The sequence below is a fragment of the Pedomonas mirosovicensis genome (genome assembly GCF_022569295.1).
In the GTDB taxonomy this organism is placed as follows: domain Bacteria; phylum Pseudomonadota; class Alphaproteobacteria; order Sphingomonadales; family Sphingomonadaceae; genus Pedomonas; species Pedomonas mirosovicensis.
On record NZ_JAKFIA010000001.1, the window covers coordinates 650,465 to 669,722 of the forward strand.

The window sequence follows — 19,258 nt, forward strand, 5'->3', positions numbered from 1 at the left end:
GGACAGTAAGAGGCCGATTTTATAGGAAGTTAAGTTTCTTTTTTCTGATGACAGCGCTTCTCTAGGCCGCGATACGGATAATTTACGAAGGGGTCCTTCTCTGATTTGAATTGTCGCCAGTCAAAATCATAGCGCTCGTTTTCAGGCCAGTCTGTAGGGTAGCGAACCGTGAAATAGTCGCCGATACAGGACTCAAATCCGCCTGTGTCTGCCTCCAAAGAAATAGATAAAAAATCAGGCCCAGACGAGAACGCTTCATGTTGAAATTGGGCTGTCAGCAAGATGGCAAGCCCGGCGATTGCATTGAGCAGGTTCTCAAGGTTGGCTTGAGCGAAGTTCTCATGCCGGTTATGCTTTAGATTGTTGTAGGCTTGATACCAGCTTGGGCCTTTTCCTATGGCATTAGGCCAGTTTCTGAATGGTCTTAAGATCATTGTCCGCTCGCGCCATAGAGGCAGTTTTATTTCATATCCAGATAATTGGTGTGATTTTCCTACTTGTTCGTAGGTTTTAATGTTGCCCTTGCTGCCTAGATCACAGCCATTATCAAAGAATATCGCTTTGAAGTTAGCTTCGATTTCCATGCAAGTAGCCATCAGAAGCTGGTGAATCCTGAAAGAATAGGTCTGGAGATTCGTATCTGCGGGTTCAATGAAATCGAGGAGACTCTGGAGGTCCCTCTGGATCATCAGGAAGGAGCGGATGAAATGCGCTGGATCCGTCGCATATTTGGGATGCCGAATATACATCCAGCGGCCACCTTCAGCATAATCACCGTCGGCGAACTGGCGTATAATACGGCGATAGGGGCGCGTTACTGCCATCAGAATGCCTGCACATTTGTTTGCGTAACATCCTAGGGTTTAGCAGCTATTTGTTCCGCAAAAAATATAAGGGGGTCGCAAACCCCCTTAAAAAATCCCCCATTCGTTTTTAGGGACGCACCCGGTCTGACCGGGCGCGGCCCGTTCTAACGAAGGGGAGGTGCAGGAGGGTCCAAGACCCTCCTGCATTTAAAATCCCAAGCAACCGCTCAGGCGGCGGTCAGCTTGCCGCCGGCGCGCTCGACGCCTTCAACGATCGCCTTGCGGGCGGCCTCGGGGCCGTCCCACTTCACGATCTTCACCCACTTGCCCTTTTCCAGGTCCTTGTAGTGCTGGAAGAAGTGGGCGATGCGCTCCAGCAGGATCGGCGGCAGCTCGTCGTGGCTCTGCACGTTGGCGTAAACCGGGTTCAGCTTGGCGATGGGGACGGCGAGGATCTTCTCGTCGTTGCCGGCTTCGTCTTCCATGTGAAGAACGCCGATGGGGCGGGCGGGGATGACGCAGCCCGGCACGACCGGGGTATCGGTCAGCACCAGCACGTCAACGGGGTCGCCGTCTTCCGACAGGGTGTGCGGCACGAAGCCGTAGTTGGCCGGGTACACCATGGCGGTGTTGACGAAACGATCGACGAACAGCGCACCCGATTTCTTGTCGATCTCATACTTCACAGGCGCGCCGCCTGCCGGGATCTCGATCACGACGTTGATCTCTTCGGGCGGGTTCTTGCCGACCGGAATGTAACGAATATCCATGCGGAACGTCCTTCAACGGGGAAACTACACGCGCGGGGGGATAGCGCTTCGCACCCGCAGCACGCAACGCGTTTTTGGGATTTCAGGGTTTGCGGCCGTAGGCTTCGCCCATGCGGCGAATGCTGGCGATTTTAGCGTTGAAGGGCTCCCAGTCGTCCCGCTCGTCGATGGCCGCCCAGATGGCCTCCACCTCGTCGATGAGCATTGTGCAGGGGTTTTCCTCCGCGAAATAGGGGTGGGCGAGGTTCTGCCGCGCCGCATCGCTCGGCTGGAAGGTGGCGATCTGCTCGCGCAACGGCGCGGCGTCCTCGCCCGCGTAGGTGTTGGCGGCGGACGATTTGTCGCGGCGACCCTCGGAAAGCGAGCCGCCGTACCAGTCGAAATAGAAGCGCTCCAGCCCCACTTTCGTATCGATAAGGAACCGCTCCATGGCCTGGAGGAGCGCGAGGTTGCGCTGCTCGTCCTCGGCGGGGACGACCCCGAGCCGCCGGAAAATCGCGGAAACCAACTCATTCTCGAAGTGCTCGGGGAAGGTCTCCAGCACCGGCGTTACCACCTCCTTGGGCACGATGGTGAGCAGCGCCTTGGCCAGCTGGTAGACGTTCCAGTGCAGCGCCTCCGCCTGCCGGCCATAGGCGTAGAGGCCGTATTCATCAAAATAGGCGGCAGTGAAGGCGAGGTCGTAGATGGGGGCGAAGCGCCAGGGGCCGTAGTCGAAGCTCTCGGCGGTGATGTTGATATTGTCGGTGTTCAGAACGCCATGGACGAACCCGGCCGCCATGTAGCTGGAGACCAGCCTTGCCGCACCCTTGACCGCGTGATCGAGAAGGGCCGAGACCCGTTCTTCCAGCGCCGTCTCCGGCCCCGGCGCGTCCGGCACGTAGCGGGCGAGCACATAGTCGGTAAGCTGGATCATTTCATCAGCCAGGCTGAAATAGGCCAGCCGCTGGAAGGTGCCGTAGCGGATGTGGCTGTGGGACAGGCGCACCAGCACGGAGGAGCGGGTGGGCGAGGGCTCGTCGTGGCGGGTGAGTGCCTCCCCGGTCTCGATGAGCGAGAAGGACTTGGAGGTGTAAACCCCCAGCGCTTCCAGCTGCTCGGTCGCCAGCACCTCGCGCACGCCGCCCTTCAGCGTGAGCTTGCCATCGCCGAAGCGGCTGTAGGGCGTCTGGCCCGATCCCTTGGTGCCGAGGTCGAGCAGGCGGTGGTCCTCTACGTCCCGCAATTGGGCAAAGAGGAAGCCGCGCCCGTCGCCGATATCCGGGTTGTAAACCCTGAACTGGTGGCCGTGGTAGCGCAGCGCGAGCGGGTTCGGGAGGGAGCCCGGCAACGGCTGGAAGCGCCCGAAGTGGTTGATCCACTCCGCGTCGGAGAGGTCATCCAGCCCCACCCGCTCCGCCCAGCGCTGGTTGCGGAAGCGAATGATGTGCTTGGGAAAGTCGGCGGGCTCGACGGCATCGTAGAACGCCTCGCCCAGGGTGAGAATGTCCTGCGCGGGCTGATACTCGGCCTTGGTCATGGGAGTCCTTCATTCACCGATGGGGCGCCGGGTTGTTCATAACGCCTCGGTTTCATCGACGCGACCACCCTTGCGGCGGCCCATGCGATTTAGCGCGGCCTGCCGGGGGGAGGTTCCGTGCACAAAAAGGCTTCCGGCAGGCGGCGGGCCGGGGCTAAACCTAGGGGGAGGGGAGGACGCGCCGATGAATGATGCTGATCCAAAACCCGTGGGGGGAGGAGATGGCCGCTTACGAGGATCGCTACTACTGGTCCCACGACGGGCTGAGGCTGCACTACCGCGACTACGCCGGGCCTGACGAGCGGCCGATCGTGCTGTGCATTCCGGGCCTCACCCGCAACGCCCGCGACTTCGAGGGCGTGGCCGGGCGGCTGGCGGGCCAATGGCGCGTCTGGTGCCTCGATCTGCGGGGGCGGGGGGATTCGGCCTACGCCAAGGACCCGCTCACCTACGTGCCGCTCACCTACCTGCGCGACGTGGAGGCGCTGATCGCCGCCGAAAAGCCGGGCAGGGTCGCGGTCATCGGCACGTCCTTAGGGGGCATCATCGCCATGCTGATGGCGGGCACGCTCAAGCAGCATCTGGCGGGCGTGCTGCTCAACGACGTGGGGCCGGAAATCGAGGCGGCGGGGCTGGAGCGCATCGGCAGCTACGTGGGCAAGATGGGCCCCTGGCCCACCTGGATACATGCGGCCTGGGCGATCCGCGACCTCAACGCCGAGGTCTACCCCCACTACACCATGGACGACTGGCTCCGCATGGCCAAGCGCACCTGCTACCTGCACCCGAGCGGGCGTATCGTGCCCGATTACGACCCCAACCTCGCGGTGCCGTTCAAACTGCCCAACGGCTCGGCCGGCGTCGATCTGTGGCCCGCCTTCGATGCGCTGGCCGGCCTGCCGGTCACCGTGCTGCGCGGCGAGACGTCCGACATCCTCAGCGACAAAACCCTCGCCCGCATGACGGCGCGCGGGGCTCACGTCACCGGCGTTACCGTGCCCGGCGTCGGCCACGCCCCCTCGCTGGAGGAGCCGGACTCCATCGCCGCGATCGATGCGTTCCTCGCCCATCTGGCGGCATAGTCTGGTTTCAAGGTTCTGGTTTTATTGCAGGGGGAACGAGTTTCCCCTGCATCTCATTGACTGCGCGCCTCCGCGCGTCTGGGAACGGGTTCCTCCGGCATCTTTCATAATTTCCATGCGCTTCTCTGCACCTGCGGGGAGCGCGGCCTTGCAGCAAGGCGCTTGAGCGGGCAAATAGACAGACACGCAAGATGTGTGGCCCACAAGCGTTAAGGATGTGACGGCGTGAACGCCACGATTGCCCTGGTTGATGATGACCGCAACATTCTCACCTCCGTCAGCATTGCGTTGCAGGCGGAGGGTTTCACCGTACGCGTCTATTCCGACGGCGCGTCGGCGCTGAAGGCCTTGCTCGACAACCCGCCCGACCTGGCGGTGCTGGACATCAAGATGCCCCGCATGGACGGCATGGAGCTGCTGCGCCGCCTGCGGGAGAAGTCCAAGCTGCCGGTGATCTTCCTCACCTCCAAGGATGATGAGATCGACGAGGCGCTGGGCCTTGCCATGGGCGCGGACGACTACATCGGCAAGCCGTTCTCGCAGCGGCTGCTCATCGAGCGCATCCGCGCCGTGCTGCGCCGCTCCGCCTCGCGCAACGACCCGGATCTCGCCGCCGAGCCCGAGGAGCAGGCGATGATCCGCGGCCGCCTCGCCATGTACCCGGCCAAGCATGAGGTGACGTGGGACGGCAAGGAGGTCTCGCTCACCGTTACCGAATTCCTCATCCTGCAGGCGCTGGCCCAGCGTCCCGGCTTCGTGAAGTCGCGCGACCAGCTGATGGACGCGGCCTACAGCGATGATGTCTATGTGGACGATCGCACCATCGACAGCCACATCAAGCGCCTTCGCAAGAAGTTTCGCGCGGTGGACGGCGACTTCAAGAGCATCGAGACCCTTTACGGCGTGGGCTACCGGTTCAACGAATGAAACCGGCGCTCGCCTTTCGCCCGCAAGCGCGGGAGCGGTCCATCTCTCCGCTGACGGCCCGCATCCTCGCCGTCAACCTCTTCGCCGTGCTCATGCTGGCGGGCGGCATCTTCTATCTCGATGAATTCCGCAACCGGCTGATCGAGCAGCGGCGGGACGAGATGCAGACCCAGGCCTCGCTGATGGCCGGCAGCCTGTCGGAGCTGGCGGCGCTCACGCCGGAAACCCCCACGCTCGACCCGACGCGCGCCGCCGATCTCGTCACCCGGCTGGCGGAGGCGACGCAGGCGCGCATTCAGGTATTCCTGCCTGATGGCCGCACCGTCATCGACAGCAACATGCTGCCCGACCGGGCCGTCATCCGTACCCAGCTCAAGCCCGGCTGGCGGCGCAAGGTCGCGCTCTGGCTCGACCGCATGGTCGAACTGGTTGCCGCCGCGCCCCGGCTGGAGCCCTACCGGGACCTGCCATCCAGAGAGACGTTCCGCCTGCCAGAGGTGAGCGCTGCCGCGCGGGGCGATGCCGCCAGCCAGCTGCGGCTCAGCGAGGCGGGCACGGTGGTGGTGAGCGTCGCCGAGCCGATCCAGCGGGTGCAGCGGGTGATGGGCGTCGTCGTGCTGACCGCCGACACGCGGGACATCACCAAGGTGGTGCGCGCCGAGCGGCTGGCCTCGTTCAAGATCTTCTGCCTGGTGTTGGCGCTCACCGTGCTCGTGTCGTTCTTCCTCGCCCGCACCATCGTGCGGCCGATCCGGCGGCTGGCCCGTGCGGCGGACCGGGTGCGCCAGGGCCGCGCGCGGGACGTGATCGTGCCGCGGCTGCCGAAGCGCACCGACGAGATCGGCCAGCTCGCCCGCGCCCTTTCGGATATGACCCAGGCGCTGCACCTGCGGATGGACGCCATCGAGGCATTCGCGGCGGACGTGAGCCATGAAATCAAGAACCCGCTCAGCTCGCTCCGCAGCGCGGTCGAGACGCTGGAACGGGTGAAGGACCCGGCGCTCCAGAAGCAGCTGCTGGGCATCATCCAGGGCGACGTGCAGCGACTTGATCGGCTTATCACCGATATTTCCGATGCCTCGCGCATGGACGCCGAGCTGTCCCGCGCCCGCTTCGAGCCGGTGGATCTTGGCCAGATGATCTCCACCCTCATCGAAGTGCAGCGATTGAACGCCAAGCAGCGCAACGTCACCATCGCCTATGCGGGCCCGCGCCCCGGCACGGCCATGGTCATGGGGCTGGAGACGCGGCTGGGGCAGGTGGCGCGCAATCTCATCGACAATGCGGTTTCCTTCTCGCCCGAAGGAGGCAGCGTGCGCGTTATGCTCACCGTGGACGACCGGACGGTGCGGCTCATGGTGGACGACGACGGCCCCGGCATCCCCGAGGGGACCGAGGAGAACATCTTCAAGCGCTTCTATTCCGAGCGGCCCTCTGGCGAGGACTTCGGCCAGCACTCGGGGCTGGGGCTCGCCATTTCCAAGCAGGTGGTGGAGGCCCATGGCGGGCACATTACCGCCGCCAACCGGGTGCAGGGCGACGCGGTTCTGGGCGCGCGCTTCACGGTGGACCTGCCGGCGGCTTCCCGCCCCGGCCGGGAGGCAGGAAAATGACCGGCCCGGAAGAGGTCCCCGCCATCGGCGCCGGCGCTGAGGACGGCGTGCTTCAGCACGCCAGCTGCGTTTCCTGCCACGGCCGGGGTGTGCTCATCATGGGCGAGCCGGGCACGGGCAAATCAAGCCTTGCCCTGCGTCTTATTGACCGGGGCGCGATGCTGGTGGCGGACGACTACACGCTGCTGACTCGCGCGGGCGACGCGCTGGTCGCGACCCCGCCCCGGCGAATCGCCGGGCTCATCGAAGTGCGCGGCCTTGGCATTTTTCGCCTGCCCTTCCGGCGCAATATTCCTCTTGTTCTTACGGTCCGTCTCGGCCGGGAGGACGAGCGGTTGCCAGAACCCAAAGAATGGGAGATGTTGGGCGTCACTGTGCCGTTGATCGTAATGGATGCTTTACGCGACGACTCGCCGCTCAAGGTGGAGATGGCTTTGAGCGGCGGGCCACTTCCGCTATAAGTGAGGGATATGTCTCAACAGCCCCTGAGCCCTGTTCAGGTGAGCCCTGCCCAGGGCGCCGATCGGCAACCGACAACCCGGCTTCTGCTGGTCACCGGCATGTCGGGCGCCGGAAAATCCTCGGCCCTCAAGGTGCTTGAGGACCTGGGTTATGAGGCCGTCGACAACCTGCCCATCAGCCTGCTGACCAAGCTGCTGGCGACGGAGGATACCGGCGATCATGCGCCGGATCGTCCCATCGCGCTCGGCATCGACAGCCGCACGCGCGCCTTTGACGCCGAACAGATTGTCCAGACGCTGAAGGACCTGCGCGACAGGGAGAACATTGCGGTCAGCGTTCTGTTCCTCGACTGCTCGGGCGAAGAGTTGAGCCGCCGTTTTTCCGAGACGCGCCGTCGCCATCCGCTGGCGCTCGACCGGCCGGTGCAGGACGGCATCGCCCGCGAACGGGAGCTGCTCGCGCCGCTGCGGCGCTGGGCTGACGTGGTGCTCGACACCACCCAGTATTCCTCGCGCCAGCTGCGCCATGCGCTCTCCAGCCGGTTCGCGCTGGCCCGCTCCAGCGACATGACGCTGACCATCATGTCCTTCGGCTATGCGCGCGGCATCCCGCGCGATGCCGACCTGGTGTTCGACATGCGCTTCCTCTCCAACCCGCACTGGGTAGAGGATCTGCGCCCCTTGACCGGGCAGGACGACGGCGTGGGCCAGTATATCGAGGCCGACCCCAACTTCGCCCCCGCCTTCGACAAGTTTCATGACGTGATCTCGTACCTTCTTCCGCTTTACCGGAAGGAAGGAAAGGCCTATCTGACCGTCGCTTTCGGATGCACGGGCGGCAAGCACCGCTCGGTGTTTGTTGCGGAGCGCATGGCGGCAGTCCTCAGAAACGAGGGGCACGTCCTTTCCATCGTGCATCGCGACCTGCGGTCCCAGACCCAGGGCGCGGAGCAATCCCTGACCGAAAAAGCAGAGAGTATCAGCGTATGATCGGACTGGTGCTGGTCACCCACGGCCGGCTTGCGGCCGAGTTCGTCTCGGCCATGGAACATGTTGTCGGGCCGCAGGAGGCCGTGAAGGCCATCTGCATCGGCCCCGAGGACGACATGGAAGCCCGCCGGCAGGATATCGCCCAGGCAGTGGAGGCGGTGGATGCCGGCTCCGGCGTCATCCTGCTGACCGACATGTTCGGCGGCACGCCGTCGAATCTTGCCATCTCACTCATGGGCAAGCCCAATGTGGAGGTGATCGCGGGCATCAACCTGCCCATGCTCATCAAGCTGGCGACCGTACGGCGCACCTGCGACGTAACGGCCGCGGTTGAAGCCGCCCAGGAAGCCGGGCGTAAATATATTTCCGTTGCTTCCAAGATTCTCGCGGGTGTCTCCTGATGGAAACGCTGGAGCTGTCAAAGACGGTTACGATCCTCAACAAGCGCGGCCTGCACGCGCGGGCGTCGGCCAAGTTCGTCACGCTCGCCTCCCAGTTCGATGCGAACGTGCAAGTCTGCAAGGATGGCGCCAAGGTCGCCGGCACCTCCATCATGGGCCTGATGATGCTGGCCGCCGGCATTGGCGAGGACATCACCATCAACGCCTCCGGCCGCCAGGCCGGCGAGGCGCTCTCGGCGCTGGTGGCGCTGGTCGAGGCCAAGTTCAACGAAGAGTAAAGCGAGGCGCGGGAGTTTTCCCCCTCGCAATTCTCCTTCCTTCCCCCCTTCCTACCGTTCTGCTCGCGGATCGGCTGATGCGCGCCTGACACACTGCGCCAGGCGCGGGATTCCGCATGGAACCGATCCTTTGCCGAGAGGTTTCGTCCCTCCATATTGCCCGGTTTTCCGGGCTTTTTCGGGATCGGCTTGCACTGGCTGGCTTTTTTCGTCAGAACCCGTCAATCGTTCTGCGTACACATCCGGAATGGGGCGGGCGCTTATGCGTGCCTGTTGCCTGTAAACTGCCGCTTCGGCGGCAGGCCAAGGGATCAACTGGAAGGAGAGACCCTTATGCGGCCTCTACCGTCAGCTTTCAGGTCAATTGCACTCCAGGCCGGTCTGGCCACCGCGATTGTCCTGGCCGCCGCATCGACCTCCGCAATTGCTCAAACCCCGGCTTCCGCTGAAACCGCAGCCCCCGTCGAAACCGCTGATGCCGCCTCGGCCACGGCAACGGCTGCCGCAACGGCCGCGCCTGCGGCGCAGGATGCCCTGCCGCTGCTCATGCGCCAGCCGGACGGCAAATACGTGCAGGCGGATGAAGACGCGCTGCCCGACACCGTGACCCGCCAACCCTGCTACCAGTACAACAACTACTGGTGCCTCAAGGGCACCCAGTGGGAAGGGCAGGCCAAGGTGGGCGAGCAGCGCCTGGCGGTGTTTCAGGACCCGGTTTACGCGGCCCGGGCCATCGCGATCACGCTGCACGCCTACCGCTTCAAGCACAACCTGCGGACGCCCCGCGAAATCATGACCCGCTACATCCTCAGCCCCGCCTGTCGCGAGAAGGGACGCAAGACGGACAAGTGCAGCACCATGTGGGGACTGGTGGACAAATACGCCCACCGCATCGCCACGGCGCTCGGCATCGGCCCGGATGAACCGGTCAAGGTGTTCCCCTCCAAGACGACGGTGGACCGGCAGCGCGCCCGCACCCTGTTCCGCGAGATGGCGCACATCGAAATCGGCCAGACCCTGCGTGTCACCGACGAACTGATCGACCAGGGGCTGGAGCGGGCCGGCTTCAAGGCGGGCTGACGTTTAAGCCTGCCGTGCGAGGCCGGCCTGCCGTGTCAGGCATGCTCAAGCTGCGGCGCGCCCAACCCGCGAGTGATGAAGGCGATAACCTCGTCCACCATCTGCGCGTCGGTGCGCGCCCCCCGCACATCGCCCAAAGCGGTGCGGTAGTAGCCATCCAGCCCCGCAATGCTGTTAATCAGGCAAACCAGCGCAAAGATGAGCCGCAGGCGAACGATCCTTTCCTCGAGATGCGGGTTCAGCGCCTGAAAGGCATTCAGCAGCGGCTCCAGGTGCTGGCCGAAGTGGGTACGCCACAATGCCTGCACCTTGGGGTCGCGCTCGGCGATCAGCCGCTGCATGAAGCGGATGGCGTTGTAGCCCCAGGGCATGTTGTTCCGCATATCCAGCAGCGACTTGCCAACGGCCTCGATCAGCGCTTCGGTTGAGGTAATGCCGTGGGATGTCAGCGTGTCCGTTTCCCAACGCGAGCCGATGAATTCCATCGCCGCGCCGATCAGCTTCTCCCGGCCGCCGAAGTGATAGTGGACCGCGCTGGAGTTCCGGCACTCCGCCAGTTCGTTGATCCGGCGCAGGGAGGTGCCCTCGACGCCGTGCTCGCCGATCAGCTCGATCGCAGCCAGGAGCAGGCGCATGCGGGTTGTGGCCGAGGCATCGGCGCTTGCCGCTTCCTCGGAAGGGGAAATAGTAACCATGGCCGGGCTCCGCTAGACAACGCTGCGCCTGTTGGAGCGCGGGCAATGGAGGAAAGCTGAGGATCGGGGGTCGTTCACAGCCGTCTTTCACTCAAATGCCAAACAATGGGCCGGGACCTAAACCTATTTGCTAGAAGAAATGAAAGAGAAAAATTGTAGCAGGCCGGGGAAGCGCTGCCCGGCAGGCTTCGCCTCTTTTCCGTTTTCGCACGGTTTTTCAGGGGATGCGCCGGAAGAAGCGCACCTGCCAACGCAGGGCGCGGCCTACCAGAGTAGGGGGCGCGCAGGGGAAGATTGCAACGGAAGACAATAGGGCGGCAGGGGCGGGCGAGGCAGGCAGGCTGCCCGCGCCCGTTACCCTTATCCGGCGCCTCAGATGGCGGCCAGCGCCTGCTCCAGATCGGCGATGAGATCGTCCGGGTTCTCGATGCCCACCGACAGGCGGATCATGGCGTCGGTGACGCCCGAGCGGGCGCGCTGCTCTGCCGGGATACCGGAGTGGGTAGTGGAGGCCGGGTGGGAGCACAGGGATTCCGTGCCGCCCAGCGACACCGCCAGCTTGATGACCTGAAGCGCATCGAGGAAGCGGAAGGCCTCCGGCTCGCCGCCCTTCACGTAGAAGGAGAAGGTGGAGCCCGGCGCCTTGCACTGGCGATCATAGACCGCCTTGCGCGGATCGCCCGCCTGGAGGAAGCCGAGGTAGTTCACCGAGGCGACCTTGGGATGGTCCTTCAGGTAGGCGGCGATGGCGGCGGCGTTGGTGTTGGCCCGCTCCATCCGCAGCGACAGGGTTTCAAGCGAGCGCATGAGCATCCACGCGGTGTTGGGGTCGGCCTGGGTGCCGAGCGCGCCGCGCAGCGCCTTGACCGGGCCTACCCATGTCTTCGGTCCGGTGACGGCCCCCGCCACCAGGTCCGAGTGGCCGCCCGCATATTTGGTGAGGCTGTAGAGCACCAGATCCGCCCCCAGCTGGAGCGGCTGCTGGTAGACCGGGCCGAGGAAGGTGTTATCGACCGCCACCGGCGGGCGGAAACCCTGGGCCTGGCCCAGCTCATCGGCAACGGCGGCCATCAGCTGGAGGTCGACGAGGCCGTTGGTGGGGTTGGCGGGCGTCTCCACCAGAATGAGGCCGACGCGGCCCTTGGCGCGGGCAGCCTGCGCCGCCTCGCGCACCTCGTCCGCCGAGCAGCCGTCGGTGAAGCCGAAGACGTTGATGCCGAACTGCGGCATCACCTTGTCCACCAGCCCTTCGGTGCCGCCGTAGAGCGGCCGGCTGATAAGGATGGAATCGCCTGGGCGCAGGTAGGCCAGCAGGGTCGTTGCAATGGCCGCCATGCCCGAGGCGAAGACGGCGGCAGTCTGTGCCCCGTCCCACAACGCCAGCCGGTCTTCCAGAACCTCGAGGTTCGGGTTGTTGAAGCGGGAATAGACAAGGCCGGCGGAGGTGCCGGCGGGCGGCTCGCGGCGGCCGGAGGCGTAGTCGAAGAAGTCCTTCCCCTCCTGCGCGTTCCTGAACACGAAGGTGGAGGTGAGGAACACGGGCGGCTTCAGCGCCCCTTCCGACAGGTGCGGGTCATAGCCGTAGCCCATCATCTGGGTTTCGGGGTGCAGGATATGCTGACCGACCTTCTGCTTGTGATAGGTCTCGTATGTCATGCGGGTGCCTTCCGACAGAGTCCTGAAACATAAACCGACTATGATGGGAAAAGCTGGGCGGCGGCCAGAGCGAAACTGCCGGCGGAGCCGCGTGTTTTCTCTTTATTTGCATGGCCCTGCGGGCATTTTGCCACAAGCCCTTCCCAAGCAACGAACGGCCTGCGCCTTGGCTGCACGGGACCAGGCCATGATGGGGCCGGCTCAGAACATAAAGATATCTTTATGCTTGCATGCCGTCTGCGCTGCTGCCACAAGAGCAACAATGTTGCTCGGGGACGCGGGGGAGCGGCGATGGCCGCTCTACTTGCCGCCCGGCGCTTGTCAGCACGAGGGAGTTCATCCGTGGCCTTTACCGACTATGTGGTCAAAGACATCAGCCTTGCCGGCTGGGGGCGCAAGGAAATCGCCATTGCCGAAACCGAGATGCCCGGCCTCATGGCGCTGCGGGACGAATATGGCGCGAAGCAGCCGCTGAAGGGCGCGCGCATCGCCGGCTGCCTGCACATGACCATCCAGACCGCCGTGCTCATCGAGACGCTGAAGGCGCTGGGCGCGGACATCCGCTGGGCCTCATGCAACATCTTCTCGACGCAGGACCACGCCGCCGCCGCCATCGCCGAGGCGGGCGTGCCGGTGTTTGCCTTCAAGGGCGAGAGCTTGAAGGAATACTGGGATTTCGTGCTGAAGATCATGGAATGGGGCGATGGCGGCACGCCGAACCTCATTCTGGACGACGGCGGCGACGCCACCGTGCTCGTCATCCTCGGCGCGGAAGCGGAGAAGGATCCTTCCAAGATCGCGAACCCTTCCAATGAGGAAGAAGAGGTTCTCTTCGCCCTCATCCGCCGCGTGAACGAAGAGCGCCCCGGCTTCTTCGCCAAGTGCCGCGAAGCCATCAAGGGCGTGTCGGAAGAGACGACCACCGGCGTCCACCGCCTCTATCAGATGGCCAAGGACAGCCGCCTGCCGTTCCCGGCGATCAACGTGAACGACAGCGTCACCAAGTCCAAGTTCGATAACCTCTACGGCTGCCGCGAGAGCCTCGTTGACGGCATCCGCCGCGCGACGGACGTGATGCTGGCGGGCAAGGTGGCCGTGGTTGCCGGCTACGGCGACGTGGGCAAGGGCTCGGCCGCCTCGCTGCGCTCGGGCGGCGCGCGCGTGCTGGTGACGGAAGTCGACCCCATCTGCGCCCTGCAGGCGGCGATGGAAGGCTATGAAGTGGTGACCATGGAAGACGCCGCGCCGCGCGGCGACATCTTCGTCACCGCCACCGGCAACGTGGACGTGATTACGCTCGACCACATGCGGGCGATGAAGGACCGTGCCATCGTCTGCAACATCGGCCACTTCGACAGCGAGATCCAGGTGGGCGCGCTCAAGAACTACAAGTGGCACAACGTCAAGCCGCAGGTGGACGAGATCGAGTTCCCCGACGGCAAGCGCATCATCCTGCTGGCTGAAGGCCGCCTCGTGAACCTGGGCTGCGCCACCGGCCACCCCAGCTTCGTCATGTCCGCCAGCTTCACCAACCAGACGCTGGCCCAGATCGAGCTGTGGACCAACAACGCTTCCTACGAGAACAAGGTCTACACCCTGCCGAAGCACCTCGACGAGAAGGTGGCGGCGCTGCACCTGGCCAAGCTGGGCGTGAAGCTGACCCAGCTTTCCGACAAGCAGGCCGCCTACATCGGCGTGCCGCAGCAGGGTCCGTTCAAGCCTGACCACTACCGGTATTAAAAACAATGGTTGCAGAGGGTCCCAACACCCTCTGCAACAAGAAATAATCGAGTTTATTTGAGAGGTCGGGGTCGCGGGTCGACTTCGGCCCCTCTTGCTGCCTGCTCCTCGATCCGGCACATATGTCCGGTGCGGCGCTTTAAGATGGTTGGTTTGCCGTCTGGCCGTGCGCGTGATTATGCTGCCGGACAGTTGAGGGGAGAGGCATGATCCTGGATGCTCGTGGAGGCGCTGGCGACCGTATGCGGTTCGGCCCGTGTCTTTTGATGCCCCGGTGATCGAGACTCCCGAAACCTGGCGCCTGGCGCTGGCGGCCATGGTGGCGGCGGCTTGGCTCGCCGTGGCCGTGTGGGCCATCATTCGCGGCAGCAACGCTATCATGACGGCCCGGGTGTCCACCCGCTGGAGCCGACGGCTGCATGGCCTCCTTTCAACCGCGCCCAGCGCCTATCTGGTCGTCGGCGCGAACGGCGAGGCCAGCTGCTCGGATTCCCTCCGCAGCTGGCTGGGGCTGGACCATCAGATCTCCCGCCTTGAAGAGCTGGAGGGGCAGGGCGCCAGCGGCATCGACGTTGGCGACTATGTCCAGCTGGTGCGCGACATCGATGCGCTCTCCCTGTCCGCCCGGCCGTTCCAGCGGCTCATCTCCAGCGCCAAGGGCGACCGGCAGCTGCTGGCCGAGGGGCGCGCGGCCCCCATCGACGTGGCGGGGGATACGGGCGTTGTCGTGTGGTTCTTCGACGCCACGGCAACGCAGGAGGCGCTGGACCGGCTGAAGGACGAGCTGGCGGCCACCCGTCAGGAGTTGGCGGCGACGCAGGCGTTGGTGCAGGCCGCGCCGTTGCCCATGTGGCGGCGTGGGGCCGACCTGAAGCTGGCCCATGTGAACGCGGCCTATGTGGACGCGGTGGAGGCCGCCGACGCGCGGCAGGTGATCGAGCAGGGCATCGAGCTGGTGGGCAATGCGCCGGGCATGTCCCCCGCCCTCTCCGCCGAGCGGGCGCGGGACCTGGAGACCGCGCAGGTGCACCAGGAAAACGTCATTCTCTACGGCCACCGCCGGACCCTGCAGATCTACGACGTGCCGCTGGGCCAGGCGGGCGTCGGCGGTTTTGCGCTCGATATCACCGAGCGGGAGGAGGCGCGGGCGGAACTGGCCCGCTACGAGCAGGCGCAGAACGAGACGCTCGACCGCCTGTCTTCGGGCGTGGCGATCTTCGGGCCGGATACCTCCCTGTTCTTCCACAACAAGGCCTTCGCCACGCTGTTCCAGCTGGAATCCGAGTGGCTGGACGTGCGGCCGACCATGGCCGAGGTGCTGGAGCGGATGCGCGAGAAGCATCGCCTGCCCGAGCAGCGCGACTTCCCCGAATGGAAGCGCCGGCATCTGGGCTGGTTTACGACGGCGCTGGAGCCGCTGGAGGAAACCTGGGTGCTGCCGGATGAGACGGTGCTGCGCGTCATCGCCCAGCCGCACCCCATCGGCGGGCTCCTGCTGGCGTTCGAGGACTATACGGAAGAGCTCAGCCTGCGCTCGACGCGTGACACGCTCATCAAGGTGCAGGCGGCAACGCTCAACAACCTTTATGAAGCGGTGGCGGTGTTCGGCCCGTCCGGGCGGCTGGAGCTGCACAATACCCGCTTCAAGGCGCTGTGGGAGTGCCCGCCCGAGCTGCTGGACGAGCAGCCTCACGTGGACCAGCTGGCTGCCCACGTGGCCGGTCAGCTGGAGCAGGCGGACCAGGCCCAGCGCCTGCGCGACGTAGTGCTGCAGGCCGCCGAGGGGCGGGTTCCCTCCACCGGCCGCTTCCATCTGGTGCACAGCCGGGTCATCGACTACGTGGCCGTGCCGCTGCCGGATGGCAACGCGCTGGTCACCTTCCTCGATGTCACCGCCTCCACCAACATGGAAAAGGCCCTGCGCGAGCGCAACGAGGCGCTGGAGGCGGCGGACCGGCTCAAGTCCCAGTTCGTCGCCAATGTGTCCTACGAGCTGCGGACGCCGCTCACCTCCATCATCGGCTTTGCCGAGATGCTGGACCAGGGCTATTTCGGCACGCTGAACGACCGGCAGCGGGACTATGTGCGCTCCATCCTCACCTCGTCCAACCGGCTGATGGTGCTCATCAACGACATGCTCGACCTGGCGGTGATCGAGACCGGCGCGCTGGTGCTCGATATCGCGCAGGTGGCGGTCGAGCCGATGGTCTCCTCCGTGGTGCAAATGGTCGAGGAACAAGCCCGCGCCCGCACCTTGCACCTTACGCAGGCGGTGGATGCATCCGCCGGGGTGATCGAAGGCGACGAACGCCGCCTGAAGCAGGTGCTCTACAACCTGCTGTCCAATGCCATCCGCTTCACCCCGCCGGGCGGTGGGGTCGCCGTGCGCGCCTCGGGCAACGTGAACGGCATCACGCTCGAAGTGGCAGACACCGGCACCTCCGGTGCGGGCGCTGGCATTTCGGACTTTGACCCCTTCCGGCGCGGCGCTGAGGGCGACGGCGAGGCCGGGGTGGGGCTGGGCCTGTCGCTGGTGCGCCGCTTCGTTGCCATGCACGGCGGCACGGTCGAACTTCTAGCCGATGAGCAGGGCACCCGCGTCGTGGTGCATTTGGCCCGCAAGGCTCCAAGCGAGCCGTTGCCCGCTACGGAGTGAACCCGCCACCGAATGAGCCTTGCGCTGGGGCGCTCCGGCGTTGAGTATTGCCGCCGAATATCGCCCCTCTTGTCGCCCTGTGACCGGACCGCTGCTCCACATGACCGCCTATCATATCGACCTGCCCGACCTCGACGCCGTTGCCCGATTGGGCGCGGCCATCGCCCAGGAGGCGCGCGTCGGGGACATCCTCGCTCTCTCAGGCGATTTGGGGGCGGGCAAGACCACGCTGGCCCGGGCGATTCTTTCCAGCCTTGGCCTTGCTGAGGAAGCGCCGAGCCCCACCTTCACCATCGTCGTCACCTACGACGCGCCGCCCTTGCGCCTGCCGGTGTGGCACGTGGACCTCTATCGCCTTGAAGAGCCGGAGGAAACGGTGGAGCTGGGGCTGGATGAGGCGTTCGACACCGCCCTCTCGCTCATCGAATGGCCGGAGCGCATGGAGGGTTTCATGCCCGCTGACCGGCTGTGGCTCGCCCTCGCCCCTGCGACGAACGGCAAGGGGCGAACCTTGACAGTTGACGCGCCGCCCGCTTGGGAAGAGCGGGCCGAGCGCCTGTTCCAACCCTTCCTCTCCGCCGAGTAAACCCATGTCGTTGCCGAGCGAAATGAACCAGTTTCTCACCAATCATGGCTGGGGGATGCCGAAATCCTGCCGTTGGCGGGCGATGCCTCCCACCGGCGTTACATGCGCCTGCGCCAAGCCGATAAGACCGCCGTGCTGATGATCGCGCCGCCGGGGCTGGAACTGGTGGAGCCGTTCGTGGCGGTGGGCCAGTATCTGGCGGGGCTGGGCCTGTCGGTGCCGACCATCCTTGGCGTCGATGCCAAAAACGGCCTCGTGCTGCTGGAGGATCTGGGGGATCTCAGTTTTGTGGCCGCCATCAAGGCGGGGCATGATGAGGCCGAGCTTTACGCCGCCGCTACCGACGTGCTGGCGCGGGTGCACAATGAGCCGGTGCCGGACAGTCTGCCCGTTGCGGATGGCACCCATGCGCTGCCCCGCTATTCCAACGAGCGGATGCAGCGCGAGGTGGATCTGGTGCTGGAATGGTACTGGCCCGCTGTCGCCGGTTCGCCCGTGCAGGAGAGCGTGGCCGCCGAGTGGCGCGCGGCGTGGGAAGCGGTGTGGCCGCTCGCGTGGCACGACCGCCCGGTGCTGGTGCAGTTCGATTACCACTCGCCCAACCTCCTGTGGCTGCCGGAGCGGGAGGGTTTGCGCCACGTCGGCGTGCTCGACTTTCAGGATTCGCTGCAAGCCCCGGCCGCCTATGACGTTGTTTCGCTGTTGCAGGACCCGCGCCGGGATGTGGCTGCCGGGCTGGAGCCGGTGCTGATCGAACGGTATTTGGCCGCCCGGCCAGAGATTGACCCTGCCGCCTTCCGCACCGCCTATGCGGTGCTGGGCGCACAGCGGGCCAGCCGCATCTTGGGCGTGTTCGTGCGCCTGTGGAAGCGGGACGGCAAGCCGGGTTACCTCGCCCACCAGCCGCGCGTGTGGGCGCTGCTCTCCCGCAATCTGGAGCATCCGGCCTTGGCTCCGGTCAAGGCGTGGTTCGATGCCCACATGCCCGCCGAATGGCGCGCCGCCCGCTGGGCGGAGGCCGCCTGATGGGCCAAGTCCCAACTTGCGGCATGGTGCTGGCGGCGGGCCTCGGCACCCGGATGCGCCCGCTCACCGACGCTTGCCCCAAGCCGCTCATTGAAGTGGCAGGCCGCACGCTGCTCGACCGCGCGCTCGACAATTTCGAGGCGGCAGGCGTCAAAACCATCGTCGTCAACGTCCATTACCTCGCCGGCCAGATCGAGGCGCATCTGAGCGCCCGCTCGGCAGCAGGCGACAAGGCGCAATATCTCATCTCCGACGAACGGGGCGAACTGCTGGAGACCGGCGGCGGCGTCGCCAAGGCCCTGCCGCTCCTGAGAGACGATACGCTGCTCATCGCCAATGCGGACAACCTGTGGCTGGACGGGCCTGAGAACACCATCGCCCGCCTCGCCCATGAGTGGGACCCGGCGCGGATGGACGCGCTGTTGCTGGTCGTCGACCGGGCGGAGGCTGCGGGCTACGACGGGGCGGGGGACTTTCACCGCGAGCCCTCCGGCCGCCTGCACCGGCGCGGCCATGATTTGACCGCCAACTACGTCTTCTCCGGCGTGCAGCTGCTCTCCCGCCGCCTGTTTGCCGACCTGCCGGAGGGGCCGTTTTCGCTGAACCTGCTCTACAACCGGGCGCTGGCCGCGCAGCGTCTCTACGGGCTGGTGCATGACGGGCTGTGGCATCACGTCGGCACGCCGGAAGCCGTTGGCGAGGCCACGCGGCGGCTGACGCGAGGGTAGGGGCATGGCGGAGCAACAGCCGGGACGGCCCAGAGTCTACACCCTCGCGCCCCACGAGGCGTTCGTCGATTCGGTGGCGCGCGGCGTCTACGCCATGACCGAACGCGATCCTCTCCAGCTGGCCCGCGCCCAGATTTTCCTGCCCAACCGCCGCTCCACCCGCGCCATGAGCGAGGCGCTGATCCGCCAGAGCGAGGCGCGGGCGACGCTGCTGCCGCGCCTCACCCCCTTCGGTGACATCGAT

18 protein-coding genes are annotated in these 19,258 nt (G+C 65.3%); 13 read left to right on the forward strand and 5 right to left on the reverse strand.

Annotated elements, in window-relative coordinates:
* Window positions 1-29: 29 nt before the first annotated feature.
* From L0C21_RS03040 to L0C21_RS03050, 3 genes are all read right to left on the reverse strand, one after another.
* Window positions 30-824, reverse strand: a complete 795-nt coding sequence (locus tag L0C21_RS03040; RefSeq protein ID WP_259276960.1) for a hypothetical protein — start codon at window positions 822-824, stop codon at window positions 30-32.
* Window positions 825-1,033: 209 nt separating this feature from the next.
* Entirely contained in the window at window positions 1,034-1,576 is a 543-nt protein-coding gene (gene ppa / locus L0C21_RS03045) for an inorganic diphosphatase (RefSeq protein WP_259276961.1), read from the reverse strand.
* A gap of 82 nt (window positions 1,577-1,658) precedes the next feature.
* Window positions 1,659-3,095: a protein adenylyltransferase SelO family protein gene (locus tag L0C21_RS03050; protein ID WP_259276962.1), complete on the reverse strand. Its 1,437-nt coding sequence runs from the start codon at window positions 3,093-3,095 to the stop codon at window positions 1,659-1,661.
* Between the two features lie 221 nt (window positions 3,096-3,316).
* Here L0C21_RS03050 and L0C21_RS03055 point away from each other — a divergent pair, with 221 nt between their 5' ends.
* The 8 genes from L0C21_RS03055 to L0C21_RS03090 all read left to right on the forward strand — a co-directional run bounded on the left by L0C21_RS03055 (window position 3,317) and on the right by L0C21_RS03090 (window position 9,927).
* Window positions 3,317-4,177: an alpha/beta fold hydrolase gene (locus tag L0C21_RS03055; RefSeq protein ID WP_259278802.1), complete on the forward strand. Its 861-nt coding sequence runs from the start codon at window positions 3,317-3,319 to the stop codon at window positions 4,175-4,177.
* Window positions 4,178-4,402: 225 nt separating this feature from the next.
* Entirely contained in the window at window positions 4,403-5,104 is a 702-nt protein-coding gene (locus L0C21_RS03060; protein ID WP_259276963.1) for a response regulator transcription factor, read from the forward strand.
* Window positions 5,101-6,717 carry a stimulus-sensing domain-containing protein gene (locus L0C21_RS03065; protein WP_259276964.1) on the forward strand — a complete coding sequence of 539 codons (1,617 nt, stop codon included), beginning with the start codon at window positions 5,101-5,103 and terminating at the stop codon, window positions 6,715-6,717. Before L0C21_RS03060 ends, L0C21_RS03065 begins: the two co-directional genes overlap by 4 nt.
* Entirely contained in the window at window positions 6,714-7,178 is a 465-nt protein-coding gene (locus L0C21_RS03070; RefSeq protein ID WP_259276965.1) for an HPr kinase/phosphorylase, read from the forward strand. Before L0C21_RS03065 ends, L0C21_RS03070 begins: the two co-directional genes overlap by 4 nt.
* 9 nt (window positions 7,179-7,187) lie before the next feature.
* Window positions 7,188-8,168 (forward strand): RNase adapter RapZ, encoded by a 981-nt coding sequence (rapZ, locus tag L0C21_RS03075; RefSeq protein WP_259276966.1) that lies wholly within the window; start codon window positions 7,188-7,190, stop codon window positions 8,166-8,168.
* Window positions 8,165-8,569 (forward strand): PTS sugar transporter subunit IIA, encoded by a 405-nt coding sequence (locus L0C21_RS03080; protein WP_259276967.1) that lies wholly within the window; start codon window positions 8,165-8,167, stop codon window positions 8,567-8,569. The genes rapZ and L0C21_RS03080 overlap by 4 nt, the downstream gene beginning before the upstream one ends.
* The gene (locus tag L0C21_RS03085) at window positions 8,569-8,847 is read left to right on the forward strand and encodes an HPr family phosphocarrier protein (RefSeq protein ID WP_259276968.1); all 279 of its coding nucleotides are present in this window, start codon (window positions 8,569-8,571) and stop codon (window positions 8,845-8,847) included. The genes L0C21_RS03080 and L0C21_RS03085 overlap by 1 nt, the downstream gene beginning before the upstream one ends.
* 333 nt (window positions 8,848-9,180) lie before the next feature.
* Entirely contained in the window at window positions 9,181-9,927 is a 747-nt protein-coding gene (locus L0C21_RS03090) for a hypothetical protein (RefSeq protein ID WP_259276969.1), read from the forward strand.
* 35 nt (window positions 9,928-9,962) lie between these two features.
* Here the strand turns inward: L0C21_RS03090 and L0C21_RS03095 are convergent, their stop codons facing one another.
* The gene (locus tag L0C21_RS03095; RefSeq protein WP_259276970.1) at window positions 9,963-10,622 is read right to left on the reverse strand and encodes a TetR/AcrR family transcriptional regulator; all 660 of its coding nucleotides are present in this window, start codon (window positions 10,620-10,622) and stop codon (window positions 9,963-9,965) included.
* Window positions 10,623-10,994: 372 nt separating this feature from the next.
* A complete protein-coding gene (locus L0C21_RS03100; RefSeq protein WP_259276971.1) occupies window positions 10,995-12,278 on the reverse strand; it encodes a cystathionine gamma-synthase family protein in 1,284 nt (427 codons plus the stop codon).
* A 342-nt stretch (window positions 12,279-12,620) separates the two neighbouring features.
* Here L0C21_RS03100 and ahcY point away from each other — a divergent pair, with 342 nt between their 5' ends.
* From ahcY to L0C21_RS03125, 5 genes are all read left to right on the forward strand, one after another.
* Complete coding sequence (ahcY, locus tag L0C21_RS03105; RefSeq protein WP_259276972.1) at window positions 12,621-14,018, forward strand: adenosylhomocysteinase; 1,398 nt, start codon at window positions 12,621-12,623, stop codon at window positions 14,016-14,018.
* 256 nt (window positions 14,019-14,274) lie between these two features.
* Window positions 14,275-16,674, forward strand: coding sequence for a PAS domain-containing sensor histidine kinase (locus L0C21_RS03110; RefSeq protein WP_259276973.1), 2,400 nt, complete (start codon window positions 14,275-14,277; stop codon window positions 16,672-16,674).
* A 100-nt stretch (window positions 16,675-16,774) separates the two neighbouring features.
* The gene (gene tsaE / locus L0C21_RS03115) at window positions 16,775-17,260 is read left to right on the forward strand and encodes a tRNA (adenosine(37)-N6)-threonylcarbamoyltransferase complex ATPase subunit type 1 TsaE (RefSeq protein ID WP_259276974.1); all 486 of its coding nucleotides are present in this window, start codon (window positions 16,775-16,777) and stop codon (window positions 17,258-17,260) included.
* A 102-nt stretch (window positions 17,261-17,362) separates the two neighbouring features.
* Complete coding sequence (locus L0C21_RS03120) at window positions 17,363-18,286, forward strand: aminoglycoside phosphotransferase family protein (RefSeq protein WP_259276975.1); 924 nt, start codon at window positions 17,363-17,365, stop codon at window positions 18,284-18,286.
* Window positions 18,286-19,014: a nucleotidyltransferase family protein gene (locus tag L0C21_RS03125; protein WP_259276976.1), complete on the forward strand. Its 729-nt coding sequence runs from the start codon at window positions 18,286-18,288 to the stop codon at window positions 19,012-19,014. Before L0C21_RS03120 ends, L0C21_RS03125 begins: the two co-directional genes overlap by 1 nt.
* Window positions 19,015-19,258: the final 244 nt, after the last annotated feature.

What these genes read in the sequence shown, in the direction of transcription:
- L0C21_RS03040 (WP_259276960.1), bottom strand. Translation starts at nt 824, where the DNA reads ATGGCAGTAACGCGCCCCTATCGCCGTATTATACGCCAGTTCGCCGAC.
- ppa (WP_259276961.1), bottom strand. Translation starts at nt 1,576, where the DNA reads ATGGATATTCGTTACATTCCGGTCGGCAAGAACCCGCCCGAAGAGATC.
- L0C21_RS03050 (WP_259276962.1), bottom strand. Translation starts at nt 3,095, where the DNA reads ATGACCAAGGCCGAGTATCAGCCCGCGCAGGACATTCTCACCCTGGGC.
- L0C21_RS03055 (WP_259278802.1), top strand. Translation starts at nt 3,317, where the DNA reads ATGGCCGCTTACGAGGATCGCTACTACTGGTCCCACGACGGGCTGAGG.
- L0C21_RS03065 (WP_259276964.1), top strand. Translation starts at nt 5,101, where the DNA reads ATGAAACCGGCGCTCGCCTTTCGCCCGCAAGCGCGGGAGCGGTCCATC.
- L0C21_RS03070 (WP_259276965.1), top strand. Translation starts at nt 6,714, where the DNA reads ATGACCGGCCCGGAAGAGGTCCCCGCCATCGGCGCCGGCGCTGAGGAC.
- rapZ (WP_259276966.1), top strand. Translation starts at nt 7,188, where the DNA reads ATGTCTCAACAGCCCCTGAGCCCTGTTCAGGTGAGCCCTGCCCAGGGC.
- L0C21_RS03080 (WP_259276967.1), top strand. Translation starts at nt 8,165, where the DNA reads ATGATCGGACTGGTGCTGGTCACCCACGGCCGGCTTGCGGCCGAGTTC.
- L0C21_RS03085 (WP_259276968.1), top strand. Translation starts at nt 8,569, where the DNA reads ATGGAAACGCTGGAGCTGTCAAAGACGGTTACGATCCTCAACAAGCGC.
- L0C21_RS03090 (WP_259276969.1), top strand. Translation starts at nt 9,181, where the DNA reads ATGCGGCCTCTACCGTCAGCTTTCAGGTCAATTGCACTCCAGGCCGGT.
- L0C21_RS03095 (WP_259276970.1), bottom strand. Translation starts at nt 10,622, where the DNA reads ATGGTTACTATTTCCCCTTCCGAGGAAGCGGCAAGCGCCGATGCCTCG.
- L0C21_RS03100 (WP_259276971.1), bottom strand. Translation starts at nt 12,278, where the DNA reads ATGACATACGAGACCTATCACAAGCAGAAGGTCGGTCAGCATATCCTG.
- tsaE (WP_259276974.1), top strand. Translation starts at nt 16,775, where the DNA reads ATGACCGCCTATCATATCGACCTGCCCGACCTCGACGCCGTTGCCCGA.
- L0C21_RS03120 (WP_259276975.1), top strand. Translation starts at nt 17,363, where the DNA reads ATGCGCCTGCGCCAAGCCGATAAGACCGCCGTGCTGATGATCGCGCCG.
- L0C21_RS03125 (WP_259276976.1), top strand. Translation starts at nt 18,286, where the DNA reads ATGGGCCAAGTCCCAACTTGCGGCATGGTGCTGGCGGCGGGCCTCGGC.